Origin of the sequence: Rossellomorea yichunensis (assembly GCF_032337515.1) — a bacterium.
Classification (GTDB): domain Bacteria; phylum Bacillota; class Bacilli; order Bacillales; family Bacillaceae_B; genus Rossellomorea; species Rossellomorea yichunensis.
Genome location: NZ_JAVYAD010000007.1, coordinates 25,755 through 45,377, shown reverse-complemented (window position 1 = coordinate 45,377; position 19,623 = coordinate 25,755). Strand labels below are relative to the sequence as shown.

The 19,623-nt window shown below is 42.3% G+C and carries 20 protein-coding genes; 9 read left to right on the top strand and 11 right to left on the bottom strand.

All coding sequences use genetic code 11. The features are described 5' to 3' along the window. Window positions 1-16: 16 nt before the first annotated feature. Both RSX31_RS18540 and RSX31_RS18535 read left to right on the top strand, forming a co-directional pair. The gene (locus RSX31_RS18540) at window positions 17-160 is read left to right on the top strand and encodes a hypothetical protein (protein ID WP_282137053.1); all 144 of its coding nucleotides are present in this window, start codon (window positions 17-19) and stop codon (window positions 158-160) included. A gap of 140 nt (window positions 161-300) precedes the next feature. Then, the gene (locus tag RSX31_RS18535; protein WP_148994344.1) at window positions 301-936 is read left to right on the top strand and encodes an FMN-dependent NADH-azoreductase; all 636 of its coding nucleotides are present in this window, start codon (window positions 301-303) and stop codon (window positions 934-936) included. 41 nt (window positions 937-977) lie between these two features. Here the strand turns inward: RSX31_RS18535 and RSX31_RS18530 are convergent, their stop codons facing one another. The 4 genes from RSX31_RS18530 to RSX31_RS18515 form a co-directional block, all read right to left on the bottom strand. Beyond that, complete coding sequence (locus RSX31_RS18530) at window positions 978-2,252, bottom strand: MFS transporter (RefSeq protein WP_148994343.1); 1,275 nt, start codon at window positions 2,250-2,252, stop codon at window positions 978-980. Between the two features lie 33 nt (window positions 2,253-2,285). Then, window positions 2,286-3,584, bottom strand: a complete 1,299-nt coding sequence (locus tag RSX31_RS18525; RefSeq protein ID WP_315635825.1) for an alkaline phosphatase family protein — start codon at window positions 3,582-3,584, stop codon at window positions 2,286-2,288. A 168-nt stretch (window positions 3,585-3,752) separates the two neighbouring features. Continuing rightward, window positions 3,753-4,544, bottom strand: coding sequence for a polymer-forming cytoskeletal protein (locus RSX31_RS18520; protein WP_315635619.1), 792 nt, complete (start codon window positions 4,542-4,544; stop codon window positions 3,753-3,755). A 25-nt stretch (window positions 4,545-4,569) separates the two neighbouring features. Beyond that, on the bottom strand, window positions 4,570-5,205 hold the full coding sequence (locus RSX31_RS18515) for a DUF4004 family protein (protein WP_148994340.1): 636 nt from the start codon (window positions 5,203-5,205) through the stop codon (window positions 4,570-4,572). 219 nt (window positions 5,206-5,424) lie between these two features. On the opposite strand from RSX31_RS18515, the gene RSX31_RS18510 reads away from it, so the two are divergent. Together RSX31_RS18510 and RSX31_RS18505 are read left to right on the top strand one after the other, a co-directional pair. After that, window positions 5,425-7,476 carry a catalase gene (locus RSX31_RS18510; RefSeq protein ID WP_148994339.1) on the top strand — a complete coding sequence of 684 codons (2,052 nt, stop codon included), beginning with the start codon at window positions 5,425-5,427 and terminating at the stop codon, window positions 7,474-7,476. Window positions 7,477-7,827: 351 nt separating this feature from the next. After that, window positions 7,828-9,957 (top strand): ATP-dependent Clp protease ATP-binding subunit, encoded by a 2,130-nt coding sequence (locus RSX31_RS18505; RefSeq protein WP_315635618.1) that lies wholly within the window; start codon window positions 7,828-7,830, stop codon window positions 9,955-9,957. A 141-nt stretch (window positions 9,958-10,098) separates the two neighbouring features. Here the strand turns inward: RSX31_RS18505 and RSX31_RS18500 are convergent, their stop codons facing one another. Both RSX31_RS18500 and RSX31_RS18495 read right to left on the bottom strand, forming a co-directional pair. After that, window positions 10,099-10,611 (bottom strand): CBO0543 family protein, encoded by a 513-nt coding sequence (locus RSX31_RS18500; RefSeq protein ID WP_148968096.1) that lies wholly within the window; start codon window positions 10,609-10,611, stop codon window positions 10,099-10,101. Between the two features lie 115 nt (window positions 10,612-10,726). Continuing rightward, complete coding sequence (locus RSX31_RS18495) at window positions 10,727-11,470, bottom strand: Cof-type HAD-IIB family hydrolase (RefSeq protein WP_315635617.1); 744 nt, start codon at window positions 11,468-11,470, stop codon at window positions 10,727-10,729. Between the two features lie 151 nt (window positions 11,471-11,621). Here RSX31_RS18495 and RSX31_RS18490 point away from each other — a divergent pair, with 151 nt between their 5' ends. Beyond that, window positions 11,622-13,391, top strand: coding sequence for an ABC transporter ATP-binding protein (locus tag RSX31_RS18490; RefSeq protein WP_315635616.1), 1,770 nt, complete (start codon window positions 11,622-11,624; stop codon window positions 13,389-13,391). Then, a complete protein-coding gene (locus RSX31_RS18485; protein ID WP_148968098.1) occupies window positions 13,388-13,711 on the top strand; it encodes an MGMT family protein in 324 nt (107 codons plus the stop codon). The genes RSX31_RS18490 and RSX31_RS18485 overlap by 4 nt, the downstream gene beginning before the upstream one ends. 153 nt (window positions 13,712-13,864) lie before the next feature. On the opposite strand, the gene RSX31_RS18480 is transcribed toward RSX31_RS18485, so the two are convergent. Both RSX31_RS18480 and RSX31_RS18475 read right to left on the bottom strand, forming a co-directional pair. Next, window positions 13,865-14,047: a hypothetical protein gene (locus tag RSX31_RS18480; RefSeq protein WP_148968099.1), complete on the bottom strand. Its 183-nt coding sequence runs from the start codon at window positions 14,045-14,047 to the stop codon at window positions 13,865-13,867. Window positions 14,048-14,112: 65 nt separating this feature from the next. Then, window positions 14,113-15,735 carry an ABC1 kinase family protein gene (locus RSX31_RS18475; RefSeq protein WP_315635615.1) on the bottom strand — a complete coding sequence of 541 codons (1,623 nt, stop codon included), beginning with the start codon at window positions 15,733-15,735 and terminating at the stop codon, window positions 14,113-14,115. 511 nt (window positions 15,736-16,246) lie between these two features. Between RSX31_RS18475 and RSX31_RS18470 the strand changes: the two genes are divergently transcribed. Further along, window positions 16,247-16,747: a DoxX family protein gene (locus RSX31_RS18470; RefSeq protein ID WP_315635614.1), complete on the top strand. Its 501-nt coding sequence runs from the start codon at window positions 16,247-16,249 to the stop codon at window positions 16,745-16,747. A gap of 95 nt (window positions 16,748-16,842) precedes the next feature. Here the strand turns inward: RSX31_RS18470 and RSX31_RS18465 are convergent, their stop codons facing one another. The 3 genes from RSX31_RS18465 to RSX31_RS18455 form a co-directional block, all read right to left on the bottom strand. Continuing rightward, window positions 16,843-17,028, bottom strand: a complete 186-nt coding sequence (locus tag RSX31_RS18465; RefSeq protein ID WP_044339722.1) for a YfhD family protein — start codon at window positions 17,026-17,028, stop codon at window positions 16,843-16,845. 105 nt (window positions 17,029-17,133) lie between these two features. Then, complete coding sequence (locus tag RSX31_RS18460; RefSeq protein ID WP_315635613.1) at window positions 17,134-17,259, bottom strand: YfhE family protein; 126 nt, start codon at window positions 17,257-17,259, stop codon at window positions 17,134-17,136. Between the two features lie 71 nt (window positions 17,260-17,330). Beyond that, on the bottom strand, window positions 17,331-18,236 hold the full coding sequence (locus RSX31_RS18455; protein ID WP_315635612.1) for a TIGR01777 family oxidoreductase: 906 nt from the start codon (window positions 18,234-18,236) through the stop codon (window positions 17,331-17,333). 90 nt (window positions 18,237-18,326) lie between these two features. Between RSX31_RS18455 and recX the strand changes: the two genes are divergently transcribed. Both recX and RSX31_RS18445 read left to right on the top strand, forming a co-directional pair. Further along, window positions 18,327-19,133 carry a recombination regulator RecX gene (gene recX, locus RSX31_RS18450; RefSeq protein ID WP_148994333.1) on the top strand — a complete coding sequence of 269 codons (807 nt, stop codon included), beginning with the start codon at window positions 18,327-18,329 and terminating at the stop codon, window positions 19,131-19,133. A gap of 54 nt (window positions 19,134-19,187) precedes the next feature. Further along, on the top strand, window positions 19,188-19,601 hold the full coding sequence (locus tag RSX31_RS18445) for a hypothetical protein (protein WP_148994332.1): 414 nt from the start codon (window positions 19,188-19,190) through the stop codon (window positions 19,599-19,601). Window positions 19,602-19,623: the final 22 nt, after the last annotated feature.

Here is a 19,623-nt window from a genome sequence, read left to right as displayed (position 1 = left end):
AACGGAGGTGTCGACATTGGAAGGTAAACCATTTCACTATGATGGCAGTCACCATTTCGCAACAGGGGAAGCACAAGAAAACACTCCATTTGAATTAACAGATGAGATGAGAAAAAATATCGGGGGAAACCCTTTTGAAGCAGCAGGAGAAGATGAGTGAATAATCACTTGCCCTGCTCAAAACGGGATGTTGTCTATCAGACAGCATTCTTTTTTTTTGAAATGATCAAACATGGGATAATTCCTTCTTTTTCTCACAAGATAATAGAGTGAAAAATATGAGTGAAGGATGGATGAAGAATGGCAAAAGTACTATATATTACGGCACATCCCCATGATGATACTCAATCGTACAGCATGGCGGTAGCGAAAGCATTTATGGATACATACAAAGAAGTGAATCCTGACGATCAAGTGCTTCACATTGATTTGTACCGTGAACATATTCCCCATATTGATGCTGATGTGTTTAGTGGATGGGGAAAACTGCAAACTGGAAAAGGATTTGAGGAGCTTTCATCAGAAGAAAAGTCGAAAGTGAATCGTCTGAATGAGTTATCAGAACAATTTATTTCTGCAGATAAATATGTGTTCGTTACACCATTATGGAATTTCTCCTTTCCGCCGGTGATGAAAGCGTATATTGACTCTGTAGCGGTTGCCGGTAAATCGTTTAAGTATACGGAACAGGGACCGGTCGGATTACTGACAGATAAAAAAGCTATTCATATCCAGGCACGAGGCGGCATTTACTCAGAGGGACCTGCAGCCGGTATGGAAATGGGGAATCGTTATCTGGAAATCATCATGCAATTTTTCGGCGTACCTTCCTTCGAGGGGGTGTTTGTGGAGGGGCATGCGGCGATGCCTGATAAAGCCCAAGAGATCAAAGAGAATGCCATTGCAAGAGCGAAGGATGCCGCTCATACATTTTAAACAAAGGGAAGAGCCTGAACATATGCGTTCAGGCTCTCTTATTATACAATTGTAGGCTTCTCAATCTTATTTCCTTTCGGCTCAGGGACGAAGGCAAGAATCACAAGTCCTATGATAAAGAGGACGACGAGACTGAATACGCCGCTATTGGATTCACCTGTCACTTGAGCTGTGACGGCCACTAACAATGGTCCGAGGATTGAGGCGAATTTACCAAAGATATTATAGAAGCCAAAGAATTCATTGGCATTTTTCTTCGGAATTAATTTTGCAAAGTATGCCCGGCTCAATGCCTGGATGCCACCTTGGGAAGAAGCGACGAGCATAGCAAGGATCCAGAAGTCCATTGTGGTCTCTAAGAAGTATGCATAAATGCAAACGATGATATATACGAAAATCCCTACATACAACATCTTTTTCCCCGTGAATTTCTCTGCCAGCCTCCCGTAAAGAATAGCAAAAGGTCCAGCCACCACCTGAGTAACAAACAGGATGATCAAGAGATTAGTGGGTGTGATCCCGAGATCCGTTCCATAGGCAGTGGACATCGTAATGATGGTTCCGACTCCGTCGATATAAAAGAAATAAGCAAGAAGAAACAAAAATAGTGCACGATATTTCCTGATTTCTTTCATCGTTTTACCGAGACGTTTAAAGCTATTGGCAACGGGGTTCTTTTCACGCTCGATAAAGTAGCGCTGATGGACATTTTTTATTAAGGGGATGGCAAAGAGTCCCCACCATAAAGCAGTAATGATGAACGCGATTTTGCTGGCGATGGTAACGGAGAAAGGGAGTACCCCATTTTGAGATAATATGATGATGGCGATACTTATGATAAACGGAATCGTGCTCCCGATGTACCCGAATCCAAATCCACGGGATGACACCCTGTTCATTCGCTCTTCTGTCGATACGTCGGTTAAAAAAGCATCATAGAAAACATTGGAACCAGCTGAACCGACCGCTGCCACTGTATAAAAAATTAACAGAAGCAGCCACTGATCACTTGGAACGAAAGCAAGCAGGGCAGTAAATGTAACACCGAGGACAAAGAAGAAGGTGAAAAATTTCTTCTTGTAGCCTTCATAATCGGCAATCGTTCCCAGAATCGGACCGATCATAGCGAGGATAAAGGTGGCAATCGCAATGGTGTACCCTAAATAAGCAGTTGAATTGGCGGCACTGACCCCTGCATTAGTAGCGGCAGCCTTATAAAAAAGCGGAAATACGGCTGTCGAAATGATAATGGAATACGCTGAGTTTGCCCAATCATAAAAGATCCAGCTGCTTTCTTCTTTTGAAAAACGCTTCATTGTTTTTCCCCCTAAGGAAACAAAATCTCTTCTTTATATATCCAGCAAATCATCAATCACTTTTCCATCTGTTGCACCAAGGCTAAGGCCGAGAAGGCGTGCCAGTGTTGGGCCTTCATCTACTAAATGCATAAAAGGAATTTCAACATGTGAACGGATCCCTTTCCCTGAAGCCATGAAGATAGTGGAGTAGTCTTCTTTTTCAGGAGAGTATCCATGAGATCCATACGTATAACGCTTTTCTTTCACATCCTCCGGGTTGATGGTGTGAATGAAGGATCCTTCTAACGTATCTTTAAAGTAAAAACCGTGTCGTGCTTCAAGCATAAACGAACAGTGTTCATCTGCTCCTTTTCTCCCGGCTTCTTCGCCAGTGAGTATGTCTTCAATTCCGTTAGAAGGGTTACTTTGGAGCTCGTAAACAAGGGATCTGACAACCTCCATCGTTTGCTCATCCTTTGTGTACACGTAAGCCGATCCATCACATCCTTTGCAATATGCTTTCCAGTCGGTTACCTTTCCCCTGGCATTCACTGTGATTAACCCATTTTCCTTGAAAAGGACGTTCAATTGAATAGCCTTCGATTCATCCAGTGCACTATGATCTCCAAGAGCGACAATGGTTGACTTATCATAGATGCCGTTTTCCTTTAATGCCCGGATGATTTTCCCTAAACGGGCATCATGACGACAAATGGCAGCATGTGCTTCTTCTGAAGAAAAACCATGGTAATGACGTTGTGTATCAAGGTCGGTAAAGTGGACAAGCAATAGGCTGGGTTTCTTTTTGATTGTTTCTACCGTCGATTCCAGAACGAAGTCATCAAGCTCCGGTTGATTAAGACCATTACGGATATGACCAAAGAGACGGTTCATGTGTAATTGATAGAGAGGACTGCCATTGAAAAGGGAAACAAGAATTTGGTTATGCCATGAGCGATTGGCGAAAATCTCGGGCATATTATAATCAATATCCCCTTTGGCTGTAACAGGCCACAGAAGAGCTGCTGTGGTCATCCGGGCTTTCTTTGCTTCATCATATAAGGTGGTACCTTTAATAGCGCTTCGATGCCAATGCCAATCAGGAGAAACACGACCTGGCTGAAGGAGAGTATTGTTTACAACACCATGGCGATTAGGGTACTTACCGGTGACGATTGTTGCATGACAAGGGTATGTCACAGAAGGGTAAATGGTCTCGACATTTTTGCAGAAGGACCCGTAAGAAAGTAATTGTTGAAAGTGGGGAAGACCTTTTAGAATCGGGTAATCCAAAGCAGACAAGCAATCGAAAGAAATGACAATCAGGTGATCCGTAAGACGAGTCATAATGGCCTCCAGCTTTCGCGTAGGATTGTACTATATACCTATTAATATAGCAGAACATTCAGAATAAAAATATGAAATTTCGATTATGCTTGTTAATGAATCGTAAAGACGGAGATTTACATAAAAAAACAGAGATGGTAAAAACCTCCCTGCCTTTAGTTAAACTATCATTTATATCTTCACTTTTTCTCCGATTCGACTATCTTGCTTCACATCCAGGCAACCTGAATATTCAACCGTATCGATGTCACAATTCTCCCCGATTACAACATTTTTACCGCGAACCAGTTTAGCCTTCGTGTTTTCAAGATACACCTCGTCACCTTCGATCAGATATGAAAATAAGTAATCTTCCTTTTGGAGAAAGAAGTTAACCACTTGTTTAATCAGTCCGTTAGAGTTATGGTGTTTCACCGAAATCGTTTCGCCACCGATTTCTTTAATGGAGGATTCGTGATTGATTTCGATTTGAATCCGGTCAGCGTTGAGCAGTCCCTCGATATGAACCGAGCCGGAAGATGAGAAGGTTTCGACTTCACAATCCTTTTCAACTCTTAAAGAGCCGCTTGCTTTAATCGAACCCCCTTGAATCTTTCCTCCAACCTTACATGAACCGCTCACCTTGAAAGTCTTAAAGATAAGGTCTTTCAATACTTTGCTTGAACCGCTTGTGTTCATTTCAGCAGCCATCACCGAGCCTTCATACTTGGAGCTTCCACTTGTAGTAATCGTTTCTGCTTTTGTATCACCTTTAATGGTAGAAGAACCGCTCGTTTTAATGTATCCAGCTTTTACGTCACCTGAAATCGTCCCGGAACCTGAAATTTTAAGCTCGTGGCAGTCGATGTCGCCTGCGATTTTTCCGCTTCCACTTATCTTTACTGCATCAAATTTTCCTCCACCGGACGTACCGGATCCACTGATCTTCAAATCATGCAGTTCTTTCTTTTCCATTGTATTCATTCATTTCTCCTCCAATTCAGGGACGTTAGATCCCTTTTGTATTCGTCAACGTGATTTTCAATTCTTCCATCATCTGTTGTAGATCGAATCTCAATACGGTCCGTGTTAAATGGTCAACAAGCAAATCGGAATGTAGCGGAAGGAGCATCCATACATACTCCTCTTCTTTACGAAGACCAACAAGTTCAAGGGAAGAATCTTTTAGTGGAGTGAACTTCTCATGAAGAAAAAGAAATAAGGTTTGCAGTTCTTCACTTGGGACCTGTATCCTTTTCGCCTTCTCAATGATCAACATATTTAATAAATCAGGAAACTCAAATCCCTTTCTTACCGGTAGAAGTGTTGTGCAGAAGGATAAGGTATGTTCCGACAGAATGTTGTACGAAGGTAATTCATCTGCACTAATTTCAATCTTAGTTGGATTTGGTGAAAAGAAATCGGATAGTTCATCCAGTGAATAGTCATCTTTCATCTCTTTGATTGTATCGATACGTGAGAGCATTTTTTCCCTGGGAAAGAACGTTTCCTGACCAGTGAAGCTGGATTTCTTAATAAACCAACTCTCCGGAATAATGTTCTTTCGCTTCCAACGGTAAAGCTGGCCATACGAAATTCCGGTCAGTTCCAATACTTCCTTCTTAGATATAAGATCTGCCTCCAATGAGGGATCACCTCTTCTCTGTAACAAAACATTGTTACGTTACTTGATGAATAGTTTAACAGAACAATGTTACGTTAGTAAAGATGAATTTGTAAAATTTTCAAAAAAGATCTCACTCCAAACCATCCAATAAATGTTTAATTATGAGCATCTAGGGTACAAAACAAACAGAAATGTTTTACATAGTAAACATTAATAACCGTTGAGAGGGATGAAAAAATGGGAGACGATCGTCGTACGAAAGTGAATGAAAAGAGCAAGGATGAACAGCTTGAACAGTATCGCGTGGAGGACGAAGGTAAGCATCTTACAACCAATCAAGGATTGAAGGTATCAGAAGATGAGTTTTCATTGAAGGCAGGAGAACGTGGACCTACCTTAATGGAGGATTTCCACTTCCGGGAGAAGATGACTCACTTCGACCATGAGCGCATACCAGAACGGATTGTTCATGCACGAGGCTTCGCTGCACACGGAGAATTCGAACTTTATGACTCTATGAAAGAATACACCCGGGCTGAATTTCTTCAGGACACTTCAAAGAAAACCCCTGTCTTTGTACGTTTTTCAACTGTTGCCGGATCCAAAGGTTCTGCAGAAACAGTGCGTGATGCACGTGGATTTGCTACGAAATTTTATACGGAAGAAGGAAACTATGATCTCGTCGGAAACAATATTCCGGTGTTTTTCATTCAAGATGCGATTAAATTCCCGGATCTTGTTCATGCACTTAAACCGGAACCACATAATGAAATGCCCCAAGCAGCTTCTGCCCACGATACGTTCTGGGACTTTGTAGCGAATAACCAGGAGTCCGCTCATATGGTCATGTGGGCGATGTCCGATCGGGCCATTCCACGCAGTCTGCGTATGATGGAAGGCTTCGGTGTCCATACATTCCGCCTTGTGAATGACGAAGGGAAGGCCCATTTTGTGAAGTTCCACTGGAAGCCGGTACTGGGAACTCACTCTCTCGTTTGGGATGAGGCTCAGAAAATCAACGGGAAAGACCCGGATTTCCACCGCCGTGATTTGTATGAATCCATCGAAAATGGTGATTATCCAGAGTACGAGCTGGGAGTTCAGCTCATTAAGGAAGAAGATGAGTTTAACTTTGACTTTGATGTTCTTGATCCTACCAAGCTATGGCCTGAAGAAGAAGTTCCTGTGAAAATCGTTGGGAAAATGACCCTTAATCGGAATGTGGACAATGTGTTTGCAGAAACGGAGCAAGCAGCTTTCCATCCTGGTTCAGTTGTTCCCGGGATTGACTTCTCAAATGATCCATTATTACAAGGACGCTTATTCTCCTATACTGATACACAATTGATCCGACTCGGTGGGCCAAACTTCCACGAGCTTCCTATTAACCGACCTGTGTGTCCATTCCACAATAATCAGCGTGATGGATATGGCCGTCAAACGATTAACAAGGGTCAGGTGAGCTACCATAACAACTCACTTGCTAAAAATACACCAGCCCCTGCGAGTCAGGAAGAAGGAGGCTACACTCATTACCAGGAGAAGATGGAAGGGCGTAAAGTCCGGGCAAGAAGTGAAAGCTTCAAAGATCACTTCTCACAGGCTACTCTTTTCTGGAATAGCATGAGTGATCCTGAGAAAGAGCATATCATTCAAGCCTTCAGTTTCGAGCTTGGAAAAGTGAAGAGCAAATCGGTTCAACAGCAGGTAGTCGACATGTTTGCCAATGTAAGTCTGGATCTGGCAAAAGGCTTTGCAGAAGCGATAAGCGCGAAAGTTCCTAGCGGAGAAGGTTCAAAAGTAACCAAATCCTCTCCAGCCTTAAGCCAGGAAAATACGATCAAGAAACCTGCTACCCGTAAAGTAGGGGTCATCGTAGGAAACGGCTTTAAAGGGGAAGAGGTGAAAATGGTACTATCCGCTCTTAAAGAAGATGGCATCCAGCCGGAAATCATCAGTGACAAGCTGGGGATGAGAAAAGGGAATGATGGTACGGAGCTTGAAGTGGACCATACCTTCTTAACCGGGGAATCTGTATTATTTGATAGCCTTTACGTAGTAGGCGGAGAAAATGTAGATAATAAATTCTCTCAAGATACAACCTATTTTGTCAAAGAAGCGTATTCTCACTTCAAACCGATCGGTGCAACGCATGAAGGGATACACTGGTTGGAACAAGCGGGTGTCAGCGGCTCTGGTGTGATAACTGGGGAAGACATGAAGTCATTTGCAAAAGAGTTCACAGTAGCCATTGCCGAACATCGTCATTGGGATCGAGAGTTAGTATAAGATTGATGAGTAATACTCTCTTTTCTATATGAGAAAGACCAGATCTGTTGTTCAGGTCTGGTCTTTTTCATATATACTTCAAGTAAAATCCCACTTTTTCATCGTCAATATCAATCACTTGATTCTCATCGTTGCACCTACTATACTCTTTAATCAACAGGCAAATCAGCATTTGAAAATGAAAAAATTCCCATAAGCAAAAATCTTGAAAGTCAAAAAAGGTCAAAGTATACTATCTGTATAAGGTCAAAGAAAGTCAAACTAAGTTTAATCGAATGTTAAACACATTGACCTTATCCACAATACAATCAAAAAATTTATATGAAACTCTACTACAGGAGGTCATGTTTAATGAAATGCCAAGTTTGTCAACACAACCAAGCAACAGTTGAAGTCTATAAGCAAGTGAATGGTCACAAGTCCAGTATGAAGATGTGTTCAGCTTGCTTTCAAAAGCAGCAAACACCTTCTGGAATACATGGAGGATTTCCGCTTGATGAGTTGTTTAAAGGGATGAGCATGGGTGGAAACTCAAATCATGGCTTCCACAATCAGCAATCATCTCCACAAACCCAAGGTGGAAATGGAGGAAATGGCGTTCTTGATCAGTATGGACGCAATGTGACAGGGGCAGCCAAAGCTGGATTGATTGATCCTGTTATCGGCCGGGACAAAGAAGTGGACCGCGTCATTGAAATTTTAAATCGCCGTAATAAGAATAACCCGGTACTCATCGGTGAGCCCGGGGTGGGTAAAACGGCTATCGCTGAAGGGTTGGCCCTTAAAATCGTAGCAGGTGATGTGCCATCCAAATTATTAAATAAAGAAGTGTATGTAATGGATGTTGCTTCACTAACTGCCGGTACAGGGGTTCGCGGTTCTTTTGAAGAACGTTTAAAAGCCATCATCAGCGAACTTCAGAATAGAAAGAACGTGATGTTATTTATTGATGAGATTCATCAATTAGTTGGGGCGGGTTCCGCAGAAGGCTCCATGGACGCAGGAAACATTCTAAAACCTGCTTTAGCCCGGGGTGATTTGCAAGTAATCGGGGCTACGACATTGAAGGAGTACCGCCAAATTGAAAAAGACGCAGCACTTGAGCGTCGTTTCCAGCCAGTCTTGGTCAATGAGCCGACAACTGAAGAAGCTATTGAGATCCTTAGAGGATTAAAAGACAAATATGAAAACTATCATGGAGTCGAGTTTACAGACGAGGCAATTGAGGATTGTGTAAAACTATCCCATCGATATATTCAGGATCGATTCTTACCGGATAAGGCCATTGATTTAATGGATGAAGCAGGTTCTAAAGTCAATCTGCAGTCAGAGGGGAAAGACAAGACTGCCCTTCTTAAAAAATTGAACGATGTAAGAGAGAAGAAGGATCTGGCAACAAAAGAAGAGAACTATGAACAAGCTGCCATCCTTCGCGATCAAGAAGCAGAATTAGAAAGACAAGTTAGTGAAGGTGGGTCAGACTCTAAAGCACTTGTAGAAAGAGAACTGATCCAGACGATCGTTGAATCGAAAACGGGTATTCCTGTCGGGAAGCTGCAAAGCGATGATCGTAAGCGAATGAAAGCACTGGAAGAAAACCTGGCGGGTAAAGTAATCGGACAGGAAGAAGCAGTAAAGAAAGTAGCGAAAGCGATCCGCCGCAGCCGTGCAGGATTGAAAGCGAAGCATCGTCCAATCGGCACTTTCCTCTTTGTAGGACCAACAGGTGTAGGTAAAACAGAATTAACGAAAACACTGGCAGAAGAGTTATTCGGATCTAAGGATTCGATGCTTCGATTAGACATGAGTGAATATATGGAAAAACACTCTGTTTCAAAACTGATCGGTTCACCTCCAGGTTATGTAGGCCATGAGGAATCCGGTCAATTGACTGAAAAGGTAAGAAGAAACCCTTATTCAATCATTCTCCTGGATGAAATCGAGAAAGCCCATCCGGATGTTCAGCATATGTTCCTGCAAATTCTTGAAGATGGACGTCTCACCGACAGTCAAGGTAGAACGGTCAGCTTTAAAGAGACTGTGATCATCATGACAAGTAACGCAGGTGAGACGGACAAGAAGGAAGCAGTGGTCGGTTTTAACACAGGTGGCACAGATGCTATTAAAGAAACGACTATTCTTCAATCACTGGGTGCCTACTTTAAGCCTGAGTTCCTGAACCGTTTTGACAGCATCATTGAATTTGAATCTCTTGACAAAGGAGAGCTTCTTCAAATTCTTGACCTTATGCTCGACGAGTTGAAGGTTGAACTTAAAGAACAGGGGATTACTGTAACCATCGACGAAGATGCGAAGAGTAAACTCGTTGAACTGGGATATCATCCTGAATTCGGTGCACGCCCATTACGTCGTGTGATCCAGGAAAGAGTGGAAGATAAAATTGCTGATTTACTTCTTGATGAAGACGGCATAACGAACGTAGTCATTTCACTCGAAAACGACGAGATCATTATTAAATAGGAAAAGAAGCATCCTTTGATGGGTGCTTCTTTTTTCTATTCTTTCCTCTTTAAAAAAGCGATATATGCTGCCATAGCGAAATAAACACCCAAAACCAAGACAATAAAAACAGGTGTAGAATAAGAAATCATAGAAACACCCTCACTTTAAATCATGGTACGATGGATGGAATATCAATAAAAGGATAGCGATAATTGGAATGGATAATATGATGGCAAGTAATGGCCTTTTATGGTGCAATCCTAATATTGAAAACATGATGACATTGAAAATTGCAGACCATCCTAAATTCCAGCCATTTTCATAAAGGAACAGTCCTTTTTTATGAAAAAGGTATTCCAATAACGTGAAGTAAGCAATCCAGCAGGCAAGATACAGCCATTTCTTTTTTCTATATGGAAAATAACGAAGAAAGATCATGATGACGACAGGAATGATAAAGAAAGTGAAAACGAGATCAATAAACGTATGATTTAGCCAATCTACTGTCACAGCTTTATATTCCCAAAGTGTGTGGTTATAAAAGATCAAGTTATAGGAGAGATTGCAAATAATATAATATTGAACTGTTGGATAATACTCTCTCCAGCGTTTCCAATCAATAAAGAGCTTGGCGAAAATCAGATAAACAACCACTACCAGAATTAGATACATATTAAGTACAATCCTTGTTTTTGTTACTCAGTATTGACGTAACGTAAATAGAATAGACATTCTGGACAGATAAAGTGCCTGATTCACATTGAATCAGGCACTTTAATTGAAGTATTTATTCCATTTCTGACAGTACTCTATCAATCGCCTGGGCAACACCATGATCTGTATTGATGCCAGTGACCCAGTCAGCGGCTTCTTTCACTGCTTCCTGTGCGTTCCCCATCGCAACTCCGAAACCAGCTTCACGAATCATGGCTATATCATTCATACTGTCCCCGACCGCCATGACTTGTTCCATGGACAGGTCCAGCCATTTGCAAACCTTCACCAAAGCCGCAGCCTTATTGACCCCTGCAGGATTGATTTCGATATTCGTCGGCGAAGAATTTGTGATTTCCAGTGCTTCATTTTTCACCAGCTCGTCCATCATGACTTTGCGGACGTCATCATCCTGAATATCGAATCCAAACTTCAGCCAGTTATAGGTATCGATTTCCTGATCAAAAGGCTTATTCGTATTGAAAAGTCCTTGGGAAGTGGAAGACCAGAAGTATACATCATGCTCTTCTTTTAATTTCCAAAGCTGTTTCACAAGATCAAGATCAAGTGGGATGCTGTCTACCAGATTGTATTCATGATCGTAAATTTCCCCGCCATTCACGGTCACCAGATAAGATGAACGCCCAAGCTCATCTGAAATGTCGCGGCATGTGAAAAGAGAGCGGCCAGTACTTAACACCACATGAATACCTTTCTCCTTTGCACGCTGAATGGCTTGTGCGTTTTCAGGAGATACTTCTCCTTCGTGATTGACCAGTGTTCCATCCATATCCAAGGCAATTAATCTTATATCCATTATACCTATCACGTCCTTCTATTCATTCATATCCAGTGTAATATAATTTGAGCTAATCTTCTAGGAAGCCGACTTGATGAAGGTATTATTTCCTAAGTACTGTACTTCATATTACAATAGAAAAGAGTATCTATTTGAGAGGAAGAGAACAATGGAGTCTACACATGAAAAGGGTAAGTGGAAGCAGCTTATTACTTTAATAAAGGAAACCGATCCACCGAAAACCCTGTTTGGCATTTCTTTATTCTTGAGCCTGCTTACAACGATTGCGGGACTTGCTATACCTTTATTAACAAGTAAGTTGATCGATGACTTCAGTTTAGATTCGTTAAGCAAAGGGGTCATCATAGGGATGATCGCTGCCTTTTTTGTTCAAGCGATTGCGGGAGGAGTGTCTGTTTACATATTGGCGAGGGTCGGGCAGCACGTGATCGCTTCATTGAGAGAGAAGCTTTGGAGAAAATTGCTGGTTCTGCCCGTTCCTTATTATGATTCGCATGAAACGGGTGACTCGGTCAGCCGTATGACCAGTGATACGGGAGTGATCAAAAACTTGATCACCGAGCATCTGACTGGCTTTATTACAGGGATCATTTCTGTAATAGGTGCCATCATCGTGCTGTTTTATTTAGATTGGCCTCTTACCTTGGTGATGTTTTCAATCATTCCACTATCACTATTATTTCTTATCCCGATTGGCAAAAAGATGGCTGATATCTCAAGGGGATTGCAAACCGAGACTGCAAGTTTCTCGGCTATCTTAACGAGAGTCCTTTCGGAAATCCGTCTGGTGAAGTCATCCAATGCGGAGGAGATTGAATTTCAAAAAGGTCAAACAGGAATCAAGAAGCTTTATGTCCTCGGATTAAAGGAAGGAATCATACAAGCGTTAATGTCGCCGGTCGTTTCTTCTTTAATTATCATCGTTCTTGTCCTAATCATTGGGTTCGGCGGTATTCGAGTGACCTCTGGAGCCATGACGGCCGGGGAGCTTGTTGCTTTCTTTATCTACCTCTTTCAGATTATCATGCCGATCACCCAGATCATCGTGTTTGTAACTCAATTCCAGAAAACTGTGGGAGCAACAGAGAAAGTGTTATCGATTCTCAATTTAGAGGAAGAAAACCTTGAGGATGGAAGGTCCGTCCCTCAAACAGATCGTGCCCTGGTCCTTGATGGCGTGACGTTTGGGTATGAAGAGGGGGAGAAGGTGTTAAAGGATGTGACGATAAGGGCTGAAAAAGGGAAAGTGACGGCCATCGTTGGTCCGAGTGGAAGTGGGAAAACGACACTTTTTTCATTGATAGAGCAGTTCTATAAGCCCCAGCAAGGAGCCATTCTCTTGGGAGAAGATACAATCAGCTCATACTCGCTAAAATCATGGCGGGAACTTCTTGGCTACGTCTCCCAGGAGAGTCCGATCTATTCAGGCACGATAGGGGACAATATCTCTTACGGGCTCGATGGGGATATATCAGAGGAAAAGATGATTGCCGCTTCAAAAATGGCGTATGCCCATGAATTTATTAAGGAACTCCCTAACGGTTATCAAACAGAAGTAGGAGAAAGAGGAATCAAGCTTTCAGGAGGACAGCGACAACGACTTGCCATTGCAAGAGCCCTATTGAGGGACCCTGATATCCTCATGCTGGATGAAGCCACTTCAAGCCTTGATAGTCAATCAGAAATTGTCGTTCAGGAAGCCCTAAAGAACTTAATGAAGGGACGAACCACCCTTGTGATTGCCCATCGCTTATCCACCATCGTGGATGCCGATCAAATTGTCTTTTTAGAAAAAGGAAAGGTGACTGGAGTCGGGACACATGAGGAATTGTTTACATCCCATGCTTTATACCGCGACTTTGCGAGACAGCAGTTAAGGATAGGGGAGCATCCTGATGCGGGAAGTGAATTAACATGAAACCTTTTACTGAACGAGTTGTGAGAATCATACAGAGCATCCCTTCTGGAAAAGTGATGACGTACGGTCAAATCGCTTCATTTGCAGGCAGTCCAAGAGCTGCCAGGCAGGTCGTACGGATTCTTCATTCCATGAGTGAAAAGTATAAACTTCCCTGGCACCGGGTTTTGAATAGCAAGGGGGAAATTGGATTCGGGGATGAAGAGCAAGCGATGAACCAAAGGCTATGTTTGGAAGCAGAAGGGGTTCATTTCATAGGGAAGAATCGGATTAGGTTAGAGGAGTTTCGGTATGAGCCCGAACCGGAGTGGGACATTTAATGATAATGGTGTTAAATTCCAATAATTTCAAAATGATTGATAAATTACTCCTTAGCTCAAAATTGCATAGCAAAAGTTAATTTCTACTGGTTCAGGTTAACGGTACCGGCCGATTCCATTATGGGATCTCTATGTCTAAATCTTAACCAGGTTTCAATCAAGAAAGCCGAAAACAATGACAAATAAAGATGTAAGGGCTATGAATCCGATGATCACGTATCCGATGATCCGGATTCCCAATGGCAGACTCCCAGTTTCGGGTTTACTCATGGGGGCTCCTTCGATTTTTGACATATGGTCAGTCACATCATTAAACGGTTTTTTAAGATTTGTCATAGTATCCCTCCTTTCTATATTTTACCATAAAAAAGGTAACCTAAATTTAAGGTTACCTTTTTTTATTAATTCAGCTGTCCATTCCTAAGTCTTTTCAGCCAACGTTTTTGTCGGGAGCTGATAAACAAGTAACCAACTAGACTTAATCCAGATACCACGAAACTACCTTGCCAAATGAGGTTCACATCCAACCCCAATCCTGTGAAGGCACCAACGCCACCGAAGAGCAAAAGGATGAAAGCCTGCTTCTTTTGGTTTTCAAATACTGCGAACTGAAACTCATTTTGCTGATGATGGTCCTTTTGTTCAAGCGCTTTTTCTGGTACATCCAACAACTGCCGGACTTTCTGAACAGTCTGAAAGAGTGGTTGGGCACTGACCCATTTCATAAGGAGCTCCCATTTGTTTGTGTTACTGTCCTTTACCCAATCCATGAAAGCGGGTTTGACGACATCGAGGATTTCTTCATCGGGACTCAATGTATGAACAAGTCCTTCTATAGTTGCAAAAGACCGGCCTAAAAAGATGAAACGGGTAGGCACTTGTACAGGTAATGATTTCACCATATCATTTATTTCTTTCTTCACGGTTAGCAGATCCATCTGTTTGAACTGCTCCATATCGAGTGTGACAAATTCCTTCAGCACGGGTTCGATCGTTTTCGGACTTGCATCAGGAAGCAAGAAACCTAATTGAGCCAGCGCTTCTGCTGCTTTCCGGAAGTTCTTTAGTAGGAATCCTTCCAGAAGATCTTGAAAGTGAGTGGAATCTCTCTTGGAAATTTCCCCGATCATTCCGTAATCCAGGAGAACGAAGGTACCATCCGGCTGAAGAAGTATATTCCCTGCATGTGGGTCGGCATGGAAAATTCCCGGCTCGAGCCATTGGGGAAGGAAGAGGCGAAACAATTCCTGAGCTAGCTTCTGCCCGTCCAATCCATACGACTCAAATGCTTTTTTGTCATTCAATCGAACGCCATCCACCCACTCCATCACCAATACTTTATCTGTGCAAAGTTCAGGATACATAGCAGGAATCTTCACGTTAGAATGGTCCTTGAATCGTTGTTTGAACGAAATAGCGGTGTGCATTTCTTTTGAAAAGTCGAGCTCTTGTTCGATGACTTGCTTTAATTCCTGATAAAGCATCTTGAAATCAATGAACCCTTTGGGAACTGGAGCGAATCGTCGAGCGAACCAAATAATGATGGAAAGGGAACGGAAATCCGTCTTCACCAGGGAAGGAATCTCAGGGCGCTGCACCTTTATAGCCGCTTGGGTACCATCTAACAGAGTCGCTTTGTAAACTTCTCCTATTGAAGCTGAAGCAACAGCTTCATGGTCGATGGCCTGTACCTTGGTAGTCACAGAGCTGTTCCATTCACGTTCCAGAACCTTTTCAATCTCCTTCCATGGTGAAGGAGGAACGTGATCGACCAAATCCTGTATTTGATTGATAAATCCTCTCGGAAGCAAATCCTCACGTATACTAAGGAGCTGTCCAACCTTGATCAAAACGCCATTTAACTCAAATAAAGTTTCTTTAAACTCTTTTCCAATGCGTTCCCAGAGCTTCTCTTTCTCCCATTGGGACTTACCGCGGATACGGTACCAATAGACTCTCACCACGATGGAAAGCGCCAGTGATAATACCTTCCACATTCTCCAAAGCTTCTTCTCTGATTTCATCGTTTCATCCCCCGTAACTGGACTGTCTAGTTCTATTATGTAATACGGATAAAGAAGAAGAAAGTTTCTCTGCCTTATCATCAAAAAAATTCATTTTCCGCTGGATTTTCATGGTAATATATACACAATTCAATATATTGAATAATATCAGTAAAAAGTTTCTAACGATACCAAGGGATGTGAATCACAGAACAAGCGGGATTTAAAACAATTTATCTTGAAGAAATAACCAGTTAGTAGCTGAAAGGAATTCATCCCAAAAAGTTAAATCACAAAGAAGTGAATGAAATTATAAAATGTTTTTTCCCGTTTTTGACACCTTTGTGAACTGCTTAAAAGCCTATTGCAATAAGGATGGAGAAGGGGTATATTATAAGTGTAAAGAACATGTGAAACATTTCACAAATAAAACAGCTATCATATCAAAACCATCACAAACCTTGATCAACTGTTTTTTTAACCACAATTGTGAAATATTTCACAATATAAATCCAAAAGGAGATGATCCATCATGAGATGGTGGGAAAATCAAAAGGTGAGCATGGTTTGGACAGTGATTAGAATTTGGTTGGGCGTTCAGTGGCTGGAAGCAGGGTGGCATAAGGTGAACGATGGTTTTGAAGCAAGCGGCTTCTTGCAAGGAGCATTGGCTAAGGCGACAGGAGATCATCCAGCCGTTCAAGGGTGGTACGCAGAATTTCTAAAAGGGTTCGCTATTCCCAATGTAGATTTATTCAACATCTTGATTCCTTGGGGAGAAGTGCTGGTGGGAGTTGGCTTGATTGTCGGATTCATGACAATACCGGCACTACTCGCAGGTGCATTCATGAACTTAAACTTCTTATTAGCGGGAACAGTGAGCACGAATCCCGTTCTCTATACAGTTGCCATCATCCTTCTTTTTGCCGGCAGAGGGGCTTTCTGTTGGGGAGCTGACCGTTGGGTGGTACCATACCTGAAACATATGGTTCTTCCTAAAGGCAAACAGCATAAAAAGCCGATCGTGGTGTGATAGTACGTATAATTAAAACCACCCATGCTGGTCTCTCATGGGTGGCTTCTTAATGAATTCCTCTTGACCTAGCTTTTTTACCTACCGGGATTGCTCTATTGGTTTTTCTTCACTCGTGCACGCTGGTTGGCAGCATTGGCGCGAGCTTGTGCTTCCATATCAGCCTGGTCGGCAAGTTCACGTGAGAACTCTTCGTCAACACCGTCAGATTTGAGCTGAGCGGGTGTTTGAGGCAAGCTGTTTTTATTTCCTCGTTTACTATTTCCGCGTGATCTGCCCAATATGAACATCCCCTTTTCAGTTGGTTAAAAAATAAAGGTACAGACTAAGGAGTCTGTACCTTTATTCTTCTTCAAAGTAAGGGGTTTTAGTTAGGTAATAATTGTCTATCTATGGGGTTTGGAACTGAAGCCGCCTGCACGATCAGCTGCTTTGAATTCTCGTGAATACGTCACTTCCTGCGCACTGGATAGAACCGATTTGTTTTTGTCTTTCTTTTTCTTATTATCCATTCGTATGTACATCCCTTCTTTTCAAGATTAATACTATTTTTGCCTTGAAAAGAAAGGGGCATACCTGTGATTTAATGATAAATGTCAATCAGTGCACTTTTTAATTCAGGGTATTCAAATTGAAAACCGTTTTCTGAAAGGACACTCGGAAGTACTTTTTGGCCTTCTAGCACTAATGCGCTCATTTCACCCATTGCTACTTTTAAAGCAAGGGATGGGACAGGGATCCAGTGTGGCCTGCCAAGCACGGCCCCGAGGGTTTTCCCAAAATCTTTCATGGAAACGGGAGAAGGTGCTGTCACATTTACCGGTCCCGAGATGGATTCTGTTTCAGCAATGAAATGTACAGCTCTTGCGATGTCTTTTATATGGACCCACGACATCCATTGGTCCCCGGATCCAACCGTTCCTCCCACGAACATTTTATATGGAAGAGCGATTCGGGGGAGGGCGCCTTCGTCTTTCCCGAGAATAATACCAAAGCGTGCATATGAAACCCGGATGCCCAGCTGATTCGCTTTGCTCGCTTCTTTTTCCCATATTTGAACGGTTTCTCCTAAAAAGTTGTCCGCCGTTTCCGTTGAGGCTTCCGTATACGTATTCGTTTTGGAAGAAGGATAGTAGCCGATTGCACTTGCGCTAATAAGACACGCGGGTTTTTCTTTCAGTGCTTTAATAATATTCATTACCTCTTGGGTTGAGTTGATTCGGCTATTGATGATTCGTTTCTTACGCTCATCCGTCCAACGGCCGCTGTTGATGGATTCCCCTGCAAGGTTAATGAAGGCTTGGATTCCTTCGAGCTCCTCTTCGGGTTTCGCACCGTCAGATAGCCATTTTACATAGGTAACACCTGAACGATTGTCGTATTTATCCGGATTTCGGGTAAGTATCATTACTTCGTGATGGTGTTCAAGAAGTTCCTCCGTCAAAGCCTGACCGACAAAACCCGTACCACCTGTTATAGCGATCTTCATCATCATCCCTCCAATATACTTATTATTTTACCTATCTACAGAATAAAAAACATATGCTGAATGTGTTAGGATTACTATGAGGTGGAAAAAATGGGTAAGATTACGAAAATAACGAAGCAAGTAAAGAACGATGAGCGTTACAATCTATTTATAGATGGAAAATATTCTTTCAGTGTCGATGAAGCAGTATTGGCGAAGTTCCAGCTCAGAAAAGGCTTGGAAGTCGATGAGCTTGAGATTTCCGAGCTTCAGTACGAAGACGATGTGAAAAAAGCATTCAATAAAGCCATTCAGTATTTAGCCTATCGAATGCGTACGGAAAAAGAAATCAGGGACCATTTACAAGAAGGTGATCCTGAAGATGGCGTCATACAGGAAGTGATTCATAAATTAAATGAAATTAAATACATCAATGATTTAGAATTCGCTCAAGCATTTGTCGGGACTCACATGAATACCTCTGATAAGGGGCCGACCTGGATTCGGGGGGAATTAAGAAGAAAAGGGGTGGATGACCCTTATATCGAAGAGGCTCTTGCTGTATTCACAGAAGAGAAGCAGGTCGATAAAGCGGTCGGTCTCACCGAAAAACTTCTTCAAAAATACCGGAAAGATTCAAAGATGATCGCCAAGCAAAAAATTGAGCAGAATTTGATGCGAAAAGGATATCCGGGTTCTGTCATGAAAATTGTCTGGGAGACAGTAGAATCTGATCGGGATGATGATGAAAAATGGGATGCCGTCTATCACCAAGGGTTAAAGGCTCATAGAAAGCTGAGTTCAAAGTATGAGGGATACGAGTATGTCCAGAAAATGAAACAGACCTTGTATCGAAAAGGTTTCTCTATGGAGGACATCGATAGACTTTTGGAAGAATTAAAAGAAAATGAAGAATGATTTGATGTTTTCAAGATAGATTGAATTATAGGGGTATGACAAGGGGGAGTTCGTGTGGAGATTTTCACGCTTCTGTTTGCTGGTTTAACACTTCTGCTGCTCATCGGTACGACAAAAAAATTCAAGCTTTACACAGGTGGAATTGTCGTGGTGGCGGCAGCACTATTTATCATTGGTGAAATCATCATTAAAGTCCAAACCGGATTCTATACACTGGGGAAACAAGAATGGTATAACCAAGGGTACGCCGAAACCATGGGGAAATGGGTGATGCCATTTTTTCTCTTGGGGGTGGCAATTTTCCTCATTCTCGTGAACATCCGGATAATCCAGCAGTTTCTCAAAAGAAAAGACGGTATCCGCTGGGTGTGGATGGCATTTGTCGTTGTTATTGATGCCTTCGCTGTATTTTTGGTGCCTGTTCTATTATTTGTGGTGGCCTTTATGTTCTTCCCGTTTGCTCCATAATTGAGAAGGCAGTCTTCCTTTA